The organism is Anabaena sp. CA = ATCC 33047 (genome assembly GCF_963870205.1).
Taxonomy (GTDB): Bacteria; Cyanobacteriota; Cyanobacteriia; order Cyanobacteriales; family Nostocaceae; genus Trichormus.
In genome coordinates this window covers 254,262-271,909 of the sequence record NZ_CAWMSA010000044.1, presented here as the reverse complement: position 1 = coordinate 271,909, position 17,648 = coordinate 254,262, and the positions used below count along the sequence as shown (strand labels likewise).

The following is a 17,648-nucleotide window of genomic DNA, read 5'->3' as shown; positions in this document are numbered from 1 at the left end:
GGTTTAGGTATATCAGTAGGGTGCGTCAGATAGCAAAAATCTGTTGATTGACAGCGTTTAAGCCGTCTGACGCACCTGACAAACTTAACTAGCTATGGGTTCGGCTGTTTTCTCTACTGGTACATAGGGTTTCTCTGCACCTTGGGCTAAGTATTCTGCGAGTTGTTTTTCGATTTGGTCGCGGACGATTTGGCGGTATTCTAGAAAATGCTCGTTATGGGCGCAAACTGCTAGATAATGTTCGGCTACTCCAGGGTTATGCTTGATAATGCTAAATAAGTGATGCCAGAATTTCCAGCGTGTTTCCCGTTTGATTCCTTGTCGCCAAATTACTGTCAGTAAGGCTTTAATTACTATTAACTCTGGCATTTTAAAGGGTGTTTTGTAACGGGGCGCACCTAACATCAGGAAACACCGATAGGTGCGATCTAAATATTTCACAGGATCATATAAAGTACAGAAAGCTTCGATGTACTCTCTGGCGATATCTTCTAAGGAACGGGTGGGGATAAAATTCATCAAGGTGGTTTGGTTGATGTTACCGTCTTGATTTTCCCGTAGTCTTCCTTCTTTCTTCAGTCGATGCCATAATGCTGTGTTGGGTAAGGCTTGCAACATGGCGAAGGTGGTGGAGGGAATTCCAGCTTGTTCGGCAAATCTGACGATGCGATCGCCTGCACCGGCTTTTTCTCCATCAAACCCAATAATAAACCCAGCCATCGGGCGCAACCCAGCTTTAATGATGGTTTGCACTGCGTCAGTTAAGGAACTACGAGTATTTTGGAATTTCTTCGTTAGTTCCAAGCTATCCTCGTCTGGTGTTTCAATTCCTAAGAATACGGCGGAGAAACCAGACTCTACCATTAAATCTAGCAGTTCTTGGTCTTGGGCTAAATCTACGGAAGCCTCGGTATCAAACTTAAATGGATACTGATGTTCTGCCATCCAGACTTTTAACTCTTTCAGCAACAGCTTCACGTTGCGCTTGTTACCGATAAAGTTGTCGTCAACCATGAATACACCCCGTCGCCAACCTAATTCATATAGGTAATCTAACTCGGCTAATAGTTGGGCTGGGGTTTTGGTGCGGGGTTTGCGTCCATACAATACAATGATGTCGCAGAATTCACACTGGAAGGGACAACCACGGGAAAACTGCACCGACATCATGTCATACGCATCAAATTCTAATAAGTCAAACCGGGGGATGGGTGTAGTTGTGACATCTGGTTTTTCTGCGGTGCGGAATGTACCAGAGGTTTCGCCCCGTTGCACCGCTTCCACAAACATCGGTAGGGTGATTTCCCCTTCATCTAAAATTAGGAAATCTGCGCCCACGTTTTGGACTTCATGGGGTGTAGATGTGGGATAAGGGCCACCGACAGCTACTAATTTACCACGACGTTTAGCTTCTTGGATTTGCTCTAGTAAGTCTTGTTTTTGGACTATCATCGCGGAGAAAATCACGATATCCGCCCAAGCCCATTCTTCTTCTGTGGCTGGACGAATGTTGCGATCCACCAGCTTAAATTCCCATTCTTGGGGTAAAATCGCTGCTACTGTCACTAAACCCAATGGTGGTAACAGCACTTTGCGATCAACTAAAGCCAAAATTTTCTCGTATGACCAAAAAGTTTTGGGAAATATTGGATACACCAGTAGAACACGCATCTCGTATCAATCCTCACGCTGTGATAGTGATTCCAATTTAACGAAAATAATTACTTACTGACTTTTCACTAAATTGGCTTTAGTTTACCGCAACTTTGTCATTCAAAATAGGGGCTAGGTGTTAGAGACGAGAGGAAAGTGGTGGGGTTTCCTATTATTACAGGACTTAGGCAACTGGCATATTAGTAGGGTGCGTCAGATGTCAACAATATGTTTATTGACAGCATTTAAACTGTCTGACGCACCCTACAAGGCTCATCTGATGTTTTTTATCTTTTGAAGGCTATGTTAACGGCGTTCACTCAAAGCTAATGCACTATTTTCTAGTTGTTTGAGTGTTTGTGACTGTTCTTCTAATCTTACCGTTAAACTCTGACACACTAAATCACATAAATCAAAAATAATCGGATCGGCTATTTCATAATATACGCTCACACCTTGGGGTTGACGCTTGATAATTCCTTTCTGCGCCAAAATTTGCAGGTGCTTGGAAACATTAGCTTGTTTTAGCTGGGTAATTTCCATGATTTCTGTAACGTTCTTTGCACCTGTTTTCAGCGCACACAAGACTTGTAAACGGCTGACTTCTGATAAAACTTTGAAATACTCTGCAATGGGTGAAAGCGTCAATGGAGATGGTTCCAGCATAGTGCAATCAAATTGAATAATTTTTTTGTTGACATTTTGTATTGTAACATGGTTATATTGTATTACTATATAGTAGTAGAGTAGACAAAACTAGACTGAAGACTACCCAGGAGTCAAAACTATGTTGTTTCGCCAGCTTTTTGACCCAGAAACCAGCACTTACACCTATTTAATTGCAGATGAAGCTAGTCAGATAGCGGTTTTAGTTGATCCGGTGTTGGAACAAGTGGAACGCGATCGCCAGTTAATTAAGGAATTGGGTTTGAGATTGGGTTACTGTTTAGAAACCCACATTCACGCCGACCATATCACAGGTTCGGGGAAATTGCGCGAGTTAACAGGATGTCAGACTATTGTACCTTTTGGGGCTGATGCTGTTTGTGCTGACCGCAAAATGCAACATGGTGAAGTGTTGCAAATTGGCTCAGTGGAAATTAAAGCGATCGCCACTTTAGGACACACTGACAGTCATCTGACTTATTTGGTGAATCAAACCCATTTGTTAACGGGAGATTCCCTACTGATTCGCGGTTGTGGACGTACAGACTTTCAAAGCGGTAATGCAGGTGTGCTGTATGACTGTATCACCCAAAATTTATTCACCCTACCTGATAGCACACTGGTTTACCCAGGACATGATTATCGGGGACAGACTGTTTCAACGATAGGCGAGGAGAAAAAATATAATCCACGTTTTGTTGGACGCGATCGCTCTGATTTTATCGCATTCATGGGGAATTTAAATCTACCCAATCCGAAAAAAATAGTTGAAGCAGTACCAGCTAATCAACGCTGTGGTCAAGCAAGCTAAAAATTCAAAATTCTCTCATTCAAAATTCAAAATAAAGAACATGGCACAAACTACAAAACTCCCAGAAATTGACGCAACCACACTTAAACAGTGGTTAGACTATAACAACATCTCACTGATTGATGTGCGTGAACCTTCAGAATATGCAGAAGAACATATCCCCGGTGCAAAGTTATTTCCTCTCTCCAGTTTGCAACCGCAGCAAATCACCTCACAGGGAGAACCCATAGTTTTATATTGTCGTTCCGGTAATCGTTCTGGACAAGCTGCTAATAAACTGATAGCGGCTGGTCTTAACAACGTGTATCATTTGCGTGGTGGACTACCAACCTGGAAAGCCGCAGGTTTCCCCACTAAAATCAATCCTCGTGCGCCAATTAGCATGATGCGACAAGTACAAATTGTTGCAGGTTCATTAGTGTTAACAGGGACTTTGTTAGGTGCGTTTGTTTCACCTTGGTTTTTAATTTTGAGTGGCTTTGTTGGTGGTGGCTTAGTGTTTGCAGGGGTGACAAATACCTGTGCAATGGGAATGTTATTGGCGAAACTACCTTATAACCGACGCATGGGGTAACTATACCAATTTTCCAAAAGCAAGAAATAGATGCTTGGCTTGAAAAGCCAGAGGTCATCTGTATTTCTTCATTTTGAATTTTGTAGGCGTAAGCCTTCCCGTAGGGTATTTTGAATTTTGAATTGGTATTATGATTTGGATTATCGGTCATCTACTCGCCGTTGGTATCGGTATTAGCTTAGGTTTACTAGGTGGCGGTGGTTCGGTGCTAGCTTTACCTGTGTTGGTGTATGTCATGGGGGTAGCACCAAAAAATGCGATCGCCATGACTCTAGTCATCATTGGTACAGTCAGCATTCTGGGATTAATCCCCCACTGGCGCGCCGGAAATGTCTGGTTAAAAACTGCTTATATTTTCGGTTCAGCAACGATGGTAGGTGCATTCCTGGGAGCGAAGTTAGCCACTTTACCATTCATTACCGATGCTATACAAATGCTGCTGTTTGCGCTGTTAATGCTAGTCGCTAGTCTATTGATGATTCAGCGTAGCGCACGCCCTAAAAAAACAGATGATATTATACCATATCCGAAACCTGTTTGTAAATATTGTTGGTTGTGGTTGATGAGTGAGGGTATAGTTGTCGGTACGTTGACGGGTTTAGTGGGTGTGGGTGGGGGGTTTGCGATTGTACCCGCCTTGGTGTTACTCGGTAAAGTGCCGATGAAAGCAGCGATTGGCACATCATTATTAATTATTACCATGAATGCGATCGCTGGATTGATTGGCTACTGGGGACACGTCACCCTCGACTGGGGTTTGATGTTGTCGTTTATCTTAGCTGCTAGTGTCGGGACTATAGTTGGTGGGTATTTGTCTGGATTTATTCCGGCGGCGAGGTTACAAAAGAGTTTTGGTTATTTTGTGCTGGCGGTGGCGGCGTTGGTTTTGTTTCAAAATCGTGATACTTTTTGGCAATGGTATACACCGAAAAATGCTGCTTCTGCTAAGGTGAGTTTACAGTCGAGAGTGTAGTGTTGTGGAATATGGGGTGAAAGGCTCACGCAGAGACGCAGAGGCACAGAGAAGAAGAGTTTAAGAGAGTTTTTCCGCTTTTTCTCTGCGTGTTTGCACGCCCGTTGCTTTAAGTCGGTGGAGCAGCCCAATGCACTGTCTCGCCTCTGCTTGATCAAATCATATTTGTGGGCTTTTAACGCCGCTAATTTTTAAGACATCACTCATGGTTGCACAGTAATTTGGTAGTTCAAAACTTTCAGGGTTAACTACTGTGTCATAAGTAAAATGTCGATAGTTCATGCAGAATCTATCCCAAGCTGCCATTTGAATTTTAAAGACGGCAATAATTACGTTGGCTAGGGATATGGATAAGGGGATGCGGAAGTAAATCTTTTTGCCGAGATAAGCACAAACTTGTTCTATGGCTTGGTTGGCGGTTAAGCGTTTTTGTCCTAATACTAATTTGCGGGGTGCGTTGGGTTGGGGAGGATGGATAATTAAATGTTTAACGACGCTGGCGATGTCTTTACCGTGGATAAAGTGAAAACTGCCGTCGGCTTTTAAGAAGCGAATTATATTAATATATTTGGTGACTTCGGGTATGCCTGATGTCAGGTGTGAATAGGGTTTGTTGCCATCACCACCTAATACTAAGGTGGGAAATACAGTGGTAATTTTGGGTGCGATCGCTAGTCCTGAAATTTTTTGTAAACATTCATATTTTGACCTGATATAATCTGTACCAATTTCTCCTGCTTCTTTGAGTGGTTGATTTTGGTGGTCTAAAACACTGGCTGTAGAAAAATATATAACTTGTTGACAACGGTCAGCATCTAACAAGTTGAGTAATTCTAATGTTTTAACTACATTAATATCAAAAGTTTGTTCACCACCCCAAGCTGTAGCGGTGAGAACTGCAATATCAATTGTTGGTAATAATTCAGCTAATTGGCTGATATTTTGCATATCACCCTGCAAAACATGAAGACCAGGGCGCACCTGAGTATCAACTTGCAGTTTACTGGGGTTTCTCACCAATAAATATAATTCGTAATCTGTTTCTTTAATTAAGCTTTCACTGATATAGTGACCGATACAGCCACTAGCACCGGTGACTAAAATACGTTTTTGAGTCATAAACAAGCACAAGGCAAAAATATTTACCGTCTCACATAAAAGTCAATAGTCTCTAGTCTAAAGCCAATAGTTCCCAGTCAACATTCTGGTCACAACTTGATTAACTGGTTTGCTATTGACTAATGACTAATGACTATTGACTAATAACTACACAAGCACATTGAGTTGCTTGGCGGTTTCAAAGAAGAAAGCTACGTTTTCTTCTGGGGTATCTGGTAGTACACCATGACCGAGGTTAAGAATGTGACCCCAGTTACCAGCTTTGCGAACGGTATCAATGACGCGATCGCGGATGAATTCTTTTGAGCCGTATAATACGCCTGGGTCAAGATTACCTTGAACTTTAACGTGTTTACCTAATCTGGCTCTGGCTTCTGCCATGTCTAATGTCCAGTCTACGGTGACGACATCAGCACCGGATTTCGCCATGCGTTCTAATACACCTGCGCTACCAGTGACTAACAAAATCAATGGTGTGTCTGGGTGAGTGGCTTTGATTTGCTGGAATACCCGTTGTTGGTAGGGTAGAGCAAAGGTGTCATAATCTTGGGGGCTGAGTTGTCCTGCCCAAGAATCGAACATCTGTACTACCTGCGCCCCGGAATCGATTTGATAACGGGCATAAATGGCGATCGCATCTGCTAATTTTTCTAGGAGATGATGCAAAACCTTGGGTTCTGAGAACGCCATATTTTTGATGACAGAGTAGGTTTTTGAACCTTTCCCTTCTACCGCATAGGCGGCTAAAGTCCAAGGCGCGCCCACAAAGCCCAATACCGTTGATTTGTTGCTTACTTCTTGACGCAACGCCTGCAAGATAGTTTTGATAAACGGTAGAGCTGTTTCTGGTTCTAAGGTATGCAGCGCGTCAACTTGTGCTTGAGTGCGAATGGGCGCATGAATGATCGGGCCTTTACCTTCCGCAATGTCCATTTCAATCCCCAAACCGGGTAAAGGGGTGACAATATCGGAAAATAAAATTACTCCATCGGGTTGGAAAGCTTTCCAAGGTTGTAGGGAGACTTCAATCGCTACTTCTGGAATTTCGGAGCGATCGCGAAATGAAGGGTATTTCTCCCTTAAATCCCGATAAGCTTTCATATATCGTCCCGCTTGTCGCATCATCCATACAGGGGGACGATCTACAATTTCACCACGAGCAGCCCGCAATAAAAGAGGAGCCGTTGTCGCAACACCCATTTAACACTTCATCCTAAGTCACTTTTTTATGTCAATGTTTAGCTTATCATTCTGGGATTACGCTTTATCAATAGACAGCCACAAGACAAAGGACAGAGGGCGGCAGAAACCAAATAAATTTGAGGTTTAATATTCATGCTTTGATTGACTCTAATTAGCTGGAAAACCCGCATTAAACAGAGATTAGCCAGGGAATTTGTGAGCAGCAGTCACACATTCCTCACTTCTTGTCTCTAGCTTCTCACCCTAAACTGATGCTCAAATTTCTTAACTTATTTCTTAACTTAACTTAATATGCAAGCCAACTCTGATAAATCCTCTAGTTTTGCATCTGCTGATAGTAAATATTACTCAGGAAAGTTATTAATTCCCCGTTCTCAACGTCGGATGTTCTGTTTTCAGTTCACATTGATGACTGTTATCGGTTGGGTTGCCGGTGGTATCGCCAGCATTGCGATTGAAAGAGTGATTTGGCAAAGTCTTCCAGCGACATTAGCCGCACAGCCACAAATTTGGAATTTTTGGATCAGATTGATTGCTAATATTGTTTTTGCGGTACTTTTCGCTGCTGATCAAGCTCTAGTTGTGCGGCGTTACTTTCCTTTTTGGCGATGGCTGCTAGCTACAAGCCTGGGCTGGCTGCTTGCTCACAGTGTCTCTACTGCTTGGATTAATTATATTTCCACTCTGGCCAATTCACTTGAGCAAAGTTTAGCTTCTGAAGTTGCGTTGACTTTGGGATTGTTGTCAACAATTCTATATATTCTGTCAGGAATTTGGTTTGGGTTGTGTCAATGGTTAGTTTTGCGACGTTACACAGTCAAAGCTTGGTGGTGGAATTTTTTACCCTCTGTTGCTTTTTTGTGTATTAGTATGGCGGTTTGGGTGCTGTCTGTGGGACAAAGTTTCATACCGGAATTACATCGTACTTCTCTAGTGTATTGGAGTCAACAAGGAATTACGGCTATGATTCTCGGAGTTGTACCAGCAATTGGCTTGTGTCGGTTGAAAAAACGCTCACAGCGTCAAGCTGGCATTGCTAGCCGCGCCTAAATTTGTGCTGGCTAGTTGTTTGATATGGGATCAAGGTGACAAACATAATGACTAAAGAACAAGTTTTACAAACAAATATTTATCCACCTGTTGCACAAAAACACCCCCAAGTTTTAGAGTTACATGGCGATCGCCGCATAGACAACTACTTTTGGATGCGCGACATTGATAATCCCGAAGTCATAGCATATCTAGAAGCAGAAAACGCCTACACCAAGGAGATGATGCAGCATACAGAATCGCTGCAAACTCAACTCTATGATGAAATGCTGTCTCGCATTAAAGAAACTGATTTATCAGTGCCGTACCGTAAAGATAATTACTATTATTATTCGCGTACTGAAGCGGGAAAAGCTTATCGGATTTATTGCCGTAAAAAAGGTAGTTTAGATGCGCCTGAAGAAGTGCTACTAGATGAAAATGAATTAGCCGCCGGACATGATTTCTTTGATTTAGGTATCTTTGAAATTAGCCCGAATCATCAAATCTTAGCTTATTCATTTGATACTACTGGTTCTGAGCGATATACACTTTACTTTTTGGACTTGAATACCCGGCAGTTATACCCAGAAAGAATAGAGGATACTTATTTTTCTTTTTGTTGGGCTAACGATAATCAAACAGGTTTTTATACCACGATTGATGCTGCTAATCGTCCTTACCAGTTATTCAGGCATACTTTAGGCACTCCCACATCTGAAGATGTGTTAATTTATCACGAACCGGATGATGGTTATGCTTTATATGTTGATAATACTCGCTCACAAGCATATATTTTGATGACTTTGCGGAGCAGTATCACCACAGAAGTTCACTATTTAGATGCCAATCATCCTTGTGGTAATTTTCAGATAATTTACCCACGCACGCCCGGTATAGAATACGATGTAGACCATCATAGTGATTACTTCTACATCATTACTAATGAAGCAGCTACTAATTTTAAATTAGTCAAGACTCCTATAGCTGCCCCATCAAAAGAAAACTGGGAAACAGTAATTCCTCACCGAGAAGATGTTTTGTTATCAGGAATTAGTTTGTTTGCTAATTATTTGGTAATTTATGAACGCCAAGATGGGCTACAAACTGCCAGGGTAAAAAAATTATCTACAGGTGAGGAAAGTAAAATTATCTTTCCTGAACCAACTTATGAATTTTCAGAAGGTAATAACCCAGAATTTCATACTAATATTCTGCGCTTTAATTACACTTCGTTAATCACACCGCCATCGGTGTTTGATTACGATATGCAGACAAAAGAACGGGAATTGAAAAAGCAAACAGAAGTGCTGGGTGGCTATGATCAAACTCAATATCAAAGTGAGTGGTTAATGGCTACAGCCGAAGATGGTATTCAAGTTCCCATATCAATTGTTTACAAACAGGGAATACAAAAAGATGGGAGAAATCCCCTGATTCTCACAGGATACGGTTCTTATGGTGTTTCTTACCCAGCATCTTTTTCATCTAATAGACTAGCATTATTAGACAGGGGTGTAGTGTTTGCGATCGCTCATATTCGTGGTGGCGAAGAAATGGGGCGCAAGTGGTATGAAAATGGCAAATTCTTACACAAAAAGCACACCTTTACTGATTTTATCGCCTGTGCGGAATATTTAATTAATGAAGGTTGGACAGCAAGCGATCGCCTTGCCATTACTGGTGGTAGTGCTGGCGGTTTATTGATGGGAGCAGTAATTAATATGCGCCCTGATTTGTTTCAAGTCGTCGTTGCTAATGTGCCGTTTGTTGATGTCGTATCTACAATATTAGATACCTCTCTCCCCCTGTCAGCAATGGAATGGGAAGAATGGGGAAATCCTAATGATCCCGTCTACTATGACTACATGAAATCATACTCACCCTATGATAACGTCAAAGCACAAAATTATCCCGATATGCTGATTACGGCTGGCTTAAATGATTCCCGTGTGAAATATTGGGAACCTGCCAAATGGACAGCCAAATTACGCGCACTTAAAACCGACAATAACCTTCTCTTACTCAAAACAAACATGGATGCTGGACATAGTGGCGCATCTGGACGTTACGAAAGCTTAAAAGAATTAGCTTTTGAGTATGCTTTTATCCTCGAACGTTGGGGTTTGGTGTAAGGTAAGCAAGGTAAAAGGCAAAAGGTAAAAGGTAAAAGTAAAAATAAAAATAAGACAAGATTTTACATTTTTACTTTTTACTTTGATGCCTCATGCCAAATTAAGAATTAATAAAATGCTTTATGCGTAGAGATTCAATATTTTATCAACTATTTCAACAATCTCCTAGTCTGCTATTTGAACTATTGACAAATAGACCAACAAATGCAGAAGCTTATCGATTTGATTCTGTAGCCGTCAAAGAAGCAAAATTTGAAATTGATGGGGTATTTCTTCCACCAGAAAACGAAAGTCCAGGGGTGGTATATTTCTGTGAGGTGCAATTCCAAAAAGATGAACGACTGTACGAAAGGTTATTCGCAGAATCATCATTATATTTTTACCGCAACCGTGACCGATTTAGTGATTGGCAAGCAGTGATTATTTATCCGTCACGGAGTGTAGAACAAAGTGACATTTATCCGTATCGGGGATGGTTCAATAGTAATCAAGTGCATCGGGTGTATTTGAATGAATTGGGGGATATTCGTCAATTATCCTTGTGGGTAGCATTGATGGTGTTGACGACTGTAGAAGAAGCACAAGCAGCCCAAGAAGCCAGATATTTGCTCGAACGTGCCGCAGTTGAACAACCTGAAACCGCAAGTCACGCCATAATTGACTTAGTGACCACAATCATAATGTACAAGTTTGAACAATTAAGTAGAGTTGAGGTAGAACAGATGTTAGGAATTACACTGAAAGAAACACGAGTTTACAGGGAAATTAAGGAAGAAGGGCGGGAAGTGGAAGCGCGATCGCTCATTTTGCGTCAATTAACTCGTAGACTAGGAGAATTACCCCCACCAGTGCGTCAACAGGTAGAAAATCTCTCCCTCGAACAATTAGAAAATCTTGCTGAAGCACTGTTAGATTTCACGAGTTTAGATGATTTACAAGCTTGGCTGTCAAACAATTCGGGATGTTAACAGAAAAAGCGCATGGCGCAAACAAATTCAAAATTCAAAATACCCTACGGGAAGGCTTACGCCTACAAAATTCAAAATTCAAAATGGGGACTGGGGACTGGTTAAAAATTTTTCTCCCCTGCCTCCCACGCGGCTGCCTCCCCTGCTCCCCTGCTTCTTCCCATTCCCCAGTTCTTTACCTGAAAGTTATTGACTATGAAAAAAATTAATCGGGTTGTGATTGTTGGTGGTACTCATGGGAATGAATTTACAGGCGCATACCTAGTTAAAAAATTAGAAAAATTTCCCCATCTCATTCAAAAATATAACTTTGAAATTCTGACATTATTGGGCAATCCTCAAGCTTTCGCCGCAGGTAAACGCTACATAGAAAAAGACTTAAATCGTTGCTTCTTAGTTGAAAATTTGCAAGATACCACACTCAATAGTTATGAAGATAATAGGGCAAAAACTATATATCAAACACTGCTAAATTCAAGCCCAAGCCAGGTAGATGTAATTATTGATTTACATAGTACAACTGCCAACATGGGATTAAGTATGATTATCGGTAATCAACATCCCTTTTTATTGCAATTGGCAGCTTATTTATGTGAAATTAATCCTTTAGTTAGGGTGTGTTATACACAAGCTGAAAAAGGTAGTAATTTTCTGCGATCGCTCTGTGAATTTGGTATTGTGATTGAAGTGGGGCCTATAGCTCAGGGTGTATTAAATGCCGAGTGGTTTCAAAAAACCGAAGCATTGATTTTTAGTATTTTAAATTATTTAGATAAATTTAACCAAGGCATCACACCACAAACCAATAATACATTAACTTTTTATAAATATTTGGAAACTATAGATTATCCCAGAAATGAAACCGGAGAATTACAAGCGATGATTCACCCGCAGCTTCAGTTTCGAGATTATCAACCGTTAAATCCTGGTGAACCGATGTTTTTAACCTTCGACGGACAGGCGATCTCTTATCAAGGTACATCTACAGTTTACCCCATTTTTATTAACGAAGCTGCCTACTATGAAAAGGGTATTGCGATGTATTTCACAGAAAAACAACAACTAACAATTGATAGCATTTCCTAGTCGAGTCAGGTAGAGCAGGGAAGCAGAGGGAGCGGAGGAGCAGAGGGAGCGGAGGAGCGGAGGAGCAGGGGAGCAGGGGAGCAAGGGAGATTTTTCCCCAGAATTCTTTAATGCAAGAATTTTGCGAAAAGTTCTGTAGGCGGGTTTCCCGGCGTAGGAAACTTTTCAAGACGAATTTTGAATTTTGAATTGATTTGTCCCCAGTCCCCAATCCCCAGTCCCCAATCCCCAGTCCCCAATCCCCAGTCCCCAATCCCTAACTCCAATTCATCGCCTTCTTGAGTAATTCAGGAATTAATGAAGGGCGTTCCGCAACGGGGACTTCTGCGGCTGCAAAAGCGGCTATTTTACTTTGTGCCGTGCCGAAATTGGGTGGACGACCAACAACGGTGACTAAAGTCCCTGTTTGTCGCCAAGTTTTTCCCGGTGGTGCTTGTCTGCCGGCGATATAAGCCACAACTGGTTTATCAATGGCTTCAGCAATGTATCTAGCTGCGGCTTCTTCACTGCCACCGCCTGGTTGCCCGACTAAAACAATCGCTTCGGTACTATCATCCTCATCTAAAATTTGTAGCCATTGCAAAAACGAAGAACCGACAATGGCATCACTACCAATACTGACACTAATTGATTGCCCTAAACCCGCTTTTGTCAATTCCCAAGCCACTTCATAGGTGAGGGTACTACTACGGCTGACAATTCCTACTGAACCGGGTGTATAAAATTCACTTGGTTGTGTGCCTAACAGAATTTTCCCTGGGACAATAATTCCCGGACTGTTAGGCCCGATGACTAGAGTTTCCCCGGCTTCGGCTTTGCGGAGTAATTGCACCATATCCAAGGGCGGCACCCCCCCAGAAATGATGATAATCTGGCGGATATGAGCAGCGATCGCTTCTAAGGCAGCATCGAGAACTTGATAAGGGTGTACGCAAATAATCGTGGTGTCTATTTCCCCAAACTTCTCTACTACCTCTTCTACCAAATCAAATACTGGCAGATCATAAATTTCCTGCCCACCACATCCAGGATCGACACCAGCCACCAAATTTGTACCATAAGCCCGCATTTGAGCAATATGACTTGCTGAGATAAATTCACAAAAGCCCTGGATGATAACTTTACTATCTGGCGTTAACTTCATAAACTATCGGGAATTGGGGATTGGGGATTGGGGATTGGGGATTGGGGACTGGGAAAGAAGAATTGTGGCTCTTTGCAGGGGGAAAAGGGGAAAGTCCCCTCTCCCTTGCTCCCTGCTCACGGCAGTCCGCTCAAGTCGGGAAACCCGCCCACGCGGCTGCCTCCCCTGCTTCCCCTGCCTCCTTTCCATAACACTAAGAAACTTTTTTGTAAATCGGTGATTTCACGAGTTTGACTGCTGCTGCAACCGCCTCGTCTAAATTTTCCACAATTATGAGTTGATTTTTTGGCGTTTTTAAAGATGTTAAAACTTCTTTAGCCGGGTTTAACTCGGAACCAGCTAGACGGATGACTAAATGGGGTAATGAATGCTCCCTAGAGTTTCTACTAGCATGGGAACGCCCAACTACTGAAGGTAGTTCGCCTGTGTCGCGGAGTAAAAATTCTCCTATGGCGGTGGCGGTGGCTTCTGGCTGCGGAATGCTACCGAGAAGATTAATCAGTATGACTTGAATGCTGTTGTCAGCCGCCAACAGGTTTAAACCTCGAACTAAGCGATCGCAAAATGTTGTCGGTGATGTATCTATAATCGAAGCGTGTCTGAGATTCAAACAAATACCCGGTTTACCACCTGCGTCAGCCACTAAATCAGCCGTTGCCATCATCGAACCTTTACCATTGCCCAAAATGCCGATTTTACCGTGCATTTCTAAACTATCCCAGTCACCAAATCGGTTATTGATCTGACTTCTGCCATGATGTTGAGTGGCTATTTTGGCGGCCATTTCCGCAATTTTTGGGTGTCGCCCAATAGCTCGTTCATTCACCCTGACTTTACCATTTAATGTCATCACTTCCCCAGCCGCGTTGACAGCTAGAGGATTGATTTCTACTAAGTCTAAATCTTTTTGTATAAAAAGCTGATACATTTTTTCTAAAACGCCGCTTACTGACTTCATGAGTGCGCCTTGCAAACCCATCTTTAACGCCAGTCTGCGCGCATAAAACGGCGAAAATTCCTGTTCTACAACTACGTGCTGCATTTTCTCGCCGGCTGATTCCCAATCTACGTCCGGTTCTTGGCAACCTAAAAGTATTGGTCGGCAAACTGCTGTATCTAAAACTACAGCTAAATAAAATTCTTGGGTGGCTTCATACTTGGACTCTGCTAAGATGACTTCTGGTAGTTCGCCCCAAATTGCCAAGTTAAAGATAGTTTGGGCAGATGCGATCGCATCAATTGTAGTTTCAACAATCCTCACTCCCCCTGCTTTTTCTCTGTCTCCCGCGTGTACTTGCGATTTTAGTACAATGGGATAGTGAATTTTCAGCCGTTTCAAATCTGTAGGATGGTCAATACGTTGAGAAGGCAATACAGGAATGCCTATTTCCCTAAACCATTCTTTAACTTGATACTCCAATAAATCCATTGCTATGCACCTAATATCTACGCTTACAGAGAATTAATCTGGTGCTGTTTTTTTGTTTTTAGCGCACCCTAATTAGATAATCAAGCTTTAGTTAGCTATAAAAAATTCTTCTGCACGTAACAATTTTATCGAATTCAGTCAATGTCGCACATTAATTGCTAGCAGGCAATCCTGAGTATTAAATTATAATTGAATACTTGTAAATCCAGTGAATTCACTACTGTATAATTAAACCAGTTATTAACTCAAACTCTCAACTCTCAAAATTCACAACTCAGGAGGAAGCAACCCTTGGCGGTAATTCCCGGCTGAGAGTCAGGGATTTTTTGATGTTGTTTACCCGCGCATCACCTGCCGAAATGCTGGCTTTACCCAGGCGATTGGCAATTTCCCCAAACAGGTAATTCTGTTGAGTTTCCTACTGTTGAGCAACCAGCACGATGAGTTTTGACCTTTTCCTAGTGGTTCATACATCAATGCTATCTTCTCAGTCATGACTTAAACATCTATTATTCCCATGTTTGAGGTTGAATTCTACCAAAGGTAAAATTATAAAAATTATTATGATCTATTGTGTAAAAAACTGAAAATTACTCATAATGTTTAGTGTGGGAAACATCAGAAAATGTAGACTATTCACCTAGATGCCCCTGGTACTAACATGAGACTGATGATTTTACCCGTTGATTTGATTTTTGGTGAAATTTCAGAATTTGTGTTAAAAAATGGTCTATCAGATTTTGTGATTATGGTTGGTTAAACTGTGCATCTGCATTCAATAAACGAACAAATGCCATTTCATTCGCCCACCGATAAAAAACATAATATAGCAGGCCAGCAGGAAGGCTCTATGAAAGTAGCAGTCCAGCAGGAAGATTTACATCTGTTAGCCAGAACTTTGCAAGAACAATTTCTGGCAGAAGTGCCATCTGGTGAGGTTTTCCAGATTAAGTGTGCTGTCAACAAAGATGAGTTGATGATTTTAACTCAACATCCACTCAGTATCAATGCTGACGTAGAGCAGATTTTCGCTGTGATTGAAGAAGTTCTTCAGTCGCTAACGACTTATAAAGAACAGCGAATACAATGTTTTATGAGAATTATGGGCGAAAAATTGCCCTATGCTCAACGTTACCTGATGATTAAGGGGCATGGACAGCCACAAAACCCACTCACCGAGGTAGATGAAGACGAAGACGTTGAAGAAGCCACACCTTTTTCATCCTCTGCATTTTCGTTGACTGATTCTTTGTCAACAGATGAGACTGAAGATGAGGCGCAAGAAGAACCATTCGATCCTTTAGCGGATGCACCAGATTTATTGGTGAATCCACCCAAGCGTCAAATTAATCCTATACTGCTGGGTACGGTTTTGTTGGGCGTAATTGGGTTAGGTGGTGGTGGTGCTTACTTACTGACTCGTCCTTGCGTCATGTCTGAGTGTCCAGCCATCGCAACCGCCGCACAATTTCAAACTGAGTCTAGACAATTAATGCGTCGTGCTAAGTCAGCCACTGAATTAGCCTCTATACAACAGCAACTGGAAGCAACCAACAACAGCTTAACAACTATTCCCCGTTGGTCTTCCCGCTATCAACAAGCAGAAGAACTGAAAGTAAGTCTATCAGGTCAGGCTGAAGAAATTAACCAGGTGTTAACAGCTTTGCAAACAGCCACGGTGGCAGAGCAAAAAATGCAAACACCCACCAATAGTCAACAGGAATTACAAGCTAGACAACGCCTATGGCGGCAGGCGATCGCACCTTTGGAATCTGTCAAGCGCAATAGTGAACTCTATAACTTGGCACAGTCAAATTTACGTAAGTATCGCGTCAATTTGCAAACAATCAATCAGCAAATCGTCACACAAGAAAAATGGCTGAAAAAGTTGGCAGATGCCAAAGCTGTAGCTAGTGTAGCGGCAAAACGCGAAACCACGGCTAAAACCTTACAAGATTGGCAGAAAGTGCAATCAACTTGGCAAGTAGTCATCAATGCTTTAAATATAATTCCGCAAAATAGTCCGGCACACGCAGAAGCACAACAACTGTTAATAGAGTATAAACCGAAACTAGCAAGAGCGCGCGATCGCGTCACCGTAGAACAACTAGCAGCCAAAAGCTATCAACAACTCACCAATATAGCCAAACAAGCCAAAGCTTACGAGCAACAACAACAATGGCAAGCCGCAGTTATTTATTGGCAGCAAGCTTTACAGTCTGCTCAACAAATTTCTCGCGATAGCTTGTACTACAATCAAGCTCAAACTCTCATAGCACCATACACAGCAGCCCTCAAGCAAGCACAAGAAAAACTACAACTCAATAATGCTTGGCAACAAACCCGCGCCGATTTAAATAAAACTTGTTCTAGTACCATTAAAATTTGTAACTTTACTGTAGACGATAAAGGCATTATTGTCAGAATCACCCCTGAGTATGACCAAATCCTGCAAAGTGGTATGTCTGATAATAGCTCTGAGAATACCAATGCTCAAATTGATCTGAATAATCACTGGCAAATCCTTCAGGAAGCTTTAACGGTGATTAGTGACAATGCAAATCTGCCTTTGTTTATTTACAATCCTCAAGGACAACCTATTTATACGCGAACACCTGAACCGAGGTAAGAAACCAGCACTCACTTATTCCCCGGATTTTCTCCAGCATTACCCACAGGTTTATCATTTCCGGGGTTACCATTGATGGGAATACCTGTTGAGTCTGTCACTGGGTTGGGGTTGGGGTTGGGGTTAGTCTGACTATTTCCGGGATTTTCTCCAGCATTACCCACAGGTTTGTCGTTTCCGGGGTTGCCATTCATGGGAATACCTGTTGAGTCTGTCACTGGGTTGGGGT

General features: G+C 42.1%; 14 protein-coding genes and 1 pseudogene. 8 read left to right on the top strand and 7 right to left on the bottom strand.

All coding sequences use genetic code 11. The features are described 5' to 3' along the window. Positions 1 to 84: 84 nt before the first annotated feature. Both AACS98_RS13090 and AACS98_RS13085 read right to left on the bottom strand, forming a co-directional pair. A complete protein-coding gene (locus tag AACS98_RS13090; protein WP_066380450.1) occupies positions 85 to 1,671 on the bottom strand; it encodes a B12-binding domain-containing radical SAM protein in 1,587 nt (528 codons plus the stop codon). 288 nt (positions 1,672 to 1,959) lie between these two features. Continuing rightward, positions 1,960 to 2,319, bottom strand: a complete 360-nt coding sequence (locus AACS98_RS13085) for an ArsR/SmtB family transcription factor (protein WP_066380448.1) — start codon at positions 2,317 to 2,319, stop codon at positions 1,960 to 1,962. Between the two features lie 121 nt (positions 2,320 to 2,440). Between AACS98_RS13085 and AACS98_RS13080 the strand changes: the two genes are divergently transcribed. The 3 genes from AACS98_RS13080 (at position 2,441) to AACS98_RS13070 (ending at position 4,677) form a co-directional block, all read left to right on the top strand. After that, positions 2,441 to 3,130: an MBL fold metallo-hydrolase gene (locus tag AACS98_RS13080; RefSeq protein WP_066380446.1), complete on the top strand. Its 690-nt coding sequence runs from the start codon at positions 2,441 to 2,443 to the stop codon at positions 3,128 to 3,130. Positions 3,131 to 3,170: 40 nt separating this feature from the next. Continuing rightward, positions 3,171 to 3,704, top strand: coding sequence for a rhodanese-like domain-containing protein (locus AACS98_RS13075; protein WP_066380444.1), 534 nt, complete (start codon positions 3,171 to 3,173; stop codon positions 3,702 to 3,704). Positions 3,705 to 3,834: 130 nt separating this feature from the next. Next, positions 3,835 to 4,677 carry a sulfite exporter TauE/SafE family protein gene (locus tag AACS98_RS13070; protein WP_066380442.1) on the top strand — a complete coding sequence of 281 codons (843 nt, stop codon included), beginning with the start codon at positions 3,835 to 3,837 and terminating at the stop codon, positions 4,675 to 4,677. A 159-nt stretch (positions 4,678 to 4,836) separates the two neighbouring features. Here the strand turns inward: AACS98_RS13070 and AACS98_RS13065 are convergent, their stop codons facing one another. Both AACS98_RS13065 and hemE read right to left on the bottom strand, forming a co-directional pair. Continuing rightward, complete coding sequence (locus AACS98_RS13065; protein ID WP_066380440.1) at positions 4,837 to 5,796, bottom strand: NAD-dependent epimerase/dehydratase family protein; 960 nt, start codon at positions 5,794 to 5,796, stop codon at positions 4,837 to 4,839. Between the two features lie 147 nt (positions 5,797 to 5,943). Next, entirely contained in the window at positions 5,944 to 6,996 is a 1,053-nt protein-coding gene (gene hemE, locus AACS98_RS13060) for a uroporphyrinogen decarboxylase (RefSeq protein ID WP_066380438.1), read from the bottom strand. A gap of 294 nt (positions 6,997 to 7,290) precedes the next feature. Here hemE and AACS98_RS13055 point away from each other — a divergent pair, with 294 nt between their 5' ends. The 4 genes from AACS98_RS13055 (at position 7,291) to AACS98_RS13040 (ending at position 12,217) form a co-directional block, all read left to right on the top strand. Next, a complete protein-coding gene (locus AACS98_RS13055; protein ID WP_066380436.1) occupies positions 7,291 to 8,049 on the top strand; it encodes a hypothetical protein in 759 nt (252 codons plus the stop codon). A 47-nt stretch (positions 8,050 to 8,096) separates the two neighbouring features. Next, positions 8,097 to 10,163 (top strand): S9 family peptidase, encoded by a 2,067-nt coding sequence (locus AACS98_RS13050; RefSeq protein WP_066380429.1) that lies wholly within the window; start codon positions 8,097 to 8,099, stop codon positions 10,161 to 10,163. Positions 10,164 to 10,285: 122 nt separating this feature from the next. Next, positions 10,286 to 11,131: an Rpn family recombination-promoting nuclease/putative transposase gene (locus AACS98_RS13045; protein ID WP_066380428.1), complete on the top strand. Its 846-nt coding sequence runs from the start codon at positions 10,286 to 10,288 to the stop codon at positions 11,129 to 11,131. A gap of 195 nt (positions 11,132 to 11,326) precedes the next feature. Then, a complete protein-coding gene (locus AACS98_RS13040) occupies positions 11,327 to 12,217 on the top strand; it encodes an aspartoacylase (protein WP_066380426.1) in 891 nt (296 codons plus the stop codon). A gap of 256 nt (positions 12,218 to 12,473) precedes the next feature. Here the strand turns inward: AACS98_RS13040 and AACS98_RS13035 are convergent, their stop codons facing one another. Further along, positions 12,474 to 13,361, bottom strand: coding sequence for a succinate--CoA ligase subunit alpha (locus AACS98_RS13035; RefSeq protein WP_066380424.1), 888 nt, complete (start codon positions 13,359 to 13,361; stop codon positions 12,474 to 12,476). 193 nt (positions 13,362 to 13,554) lie between these two features. Next, a complete protein-coding gene (locus AACS98_RS13030; RefSeq protein ID WP_066380422.1) occupies positions 13,555 to 14,790 on the bottom strand; it encodes a succinate--CoA ligase subunit beta in 1,236 nt (411 codons plus the stop codon). Positions 14,791 to 15,640: 850 nt separating this feature from the next. On the opposite strand from AACS98_RS13030, the gene AACS98_RS13025 reads away from it, so the two are divergent. Continuing rightward, complete coding sequence (locus AACS98_RS13025) at positions 15,641 to 17,419, top strand: phage tail tape measure protein (RefSeq protein WP_066380421.1); 1,779 nt, start codon at positions 15,641 to 15,643, stop codon at positions 17,417 to 17,419. Positions 17,420 to 17,430: 11 nt separating this feature from the next. Here AACS98_RS13025 and AACS98_RS13020 read toward each other — a convergent pair. After that, positions 17,431 to 17,648: pseudogene (locus AACS98_RS13020) on the bottom strand (FecR family protein); the annotation flags it as partial.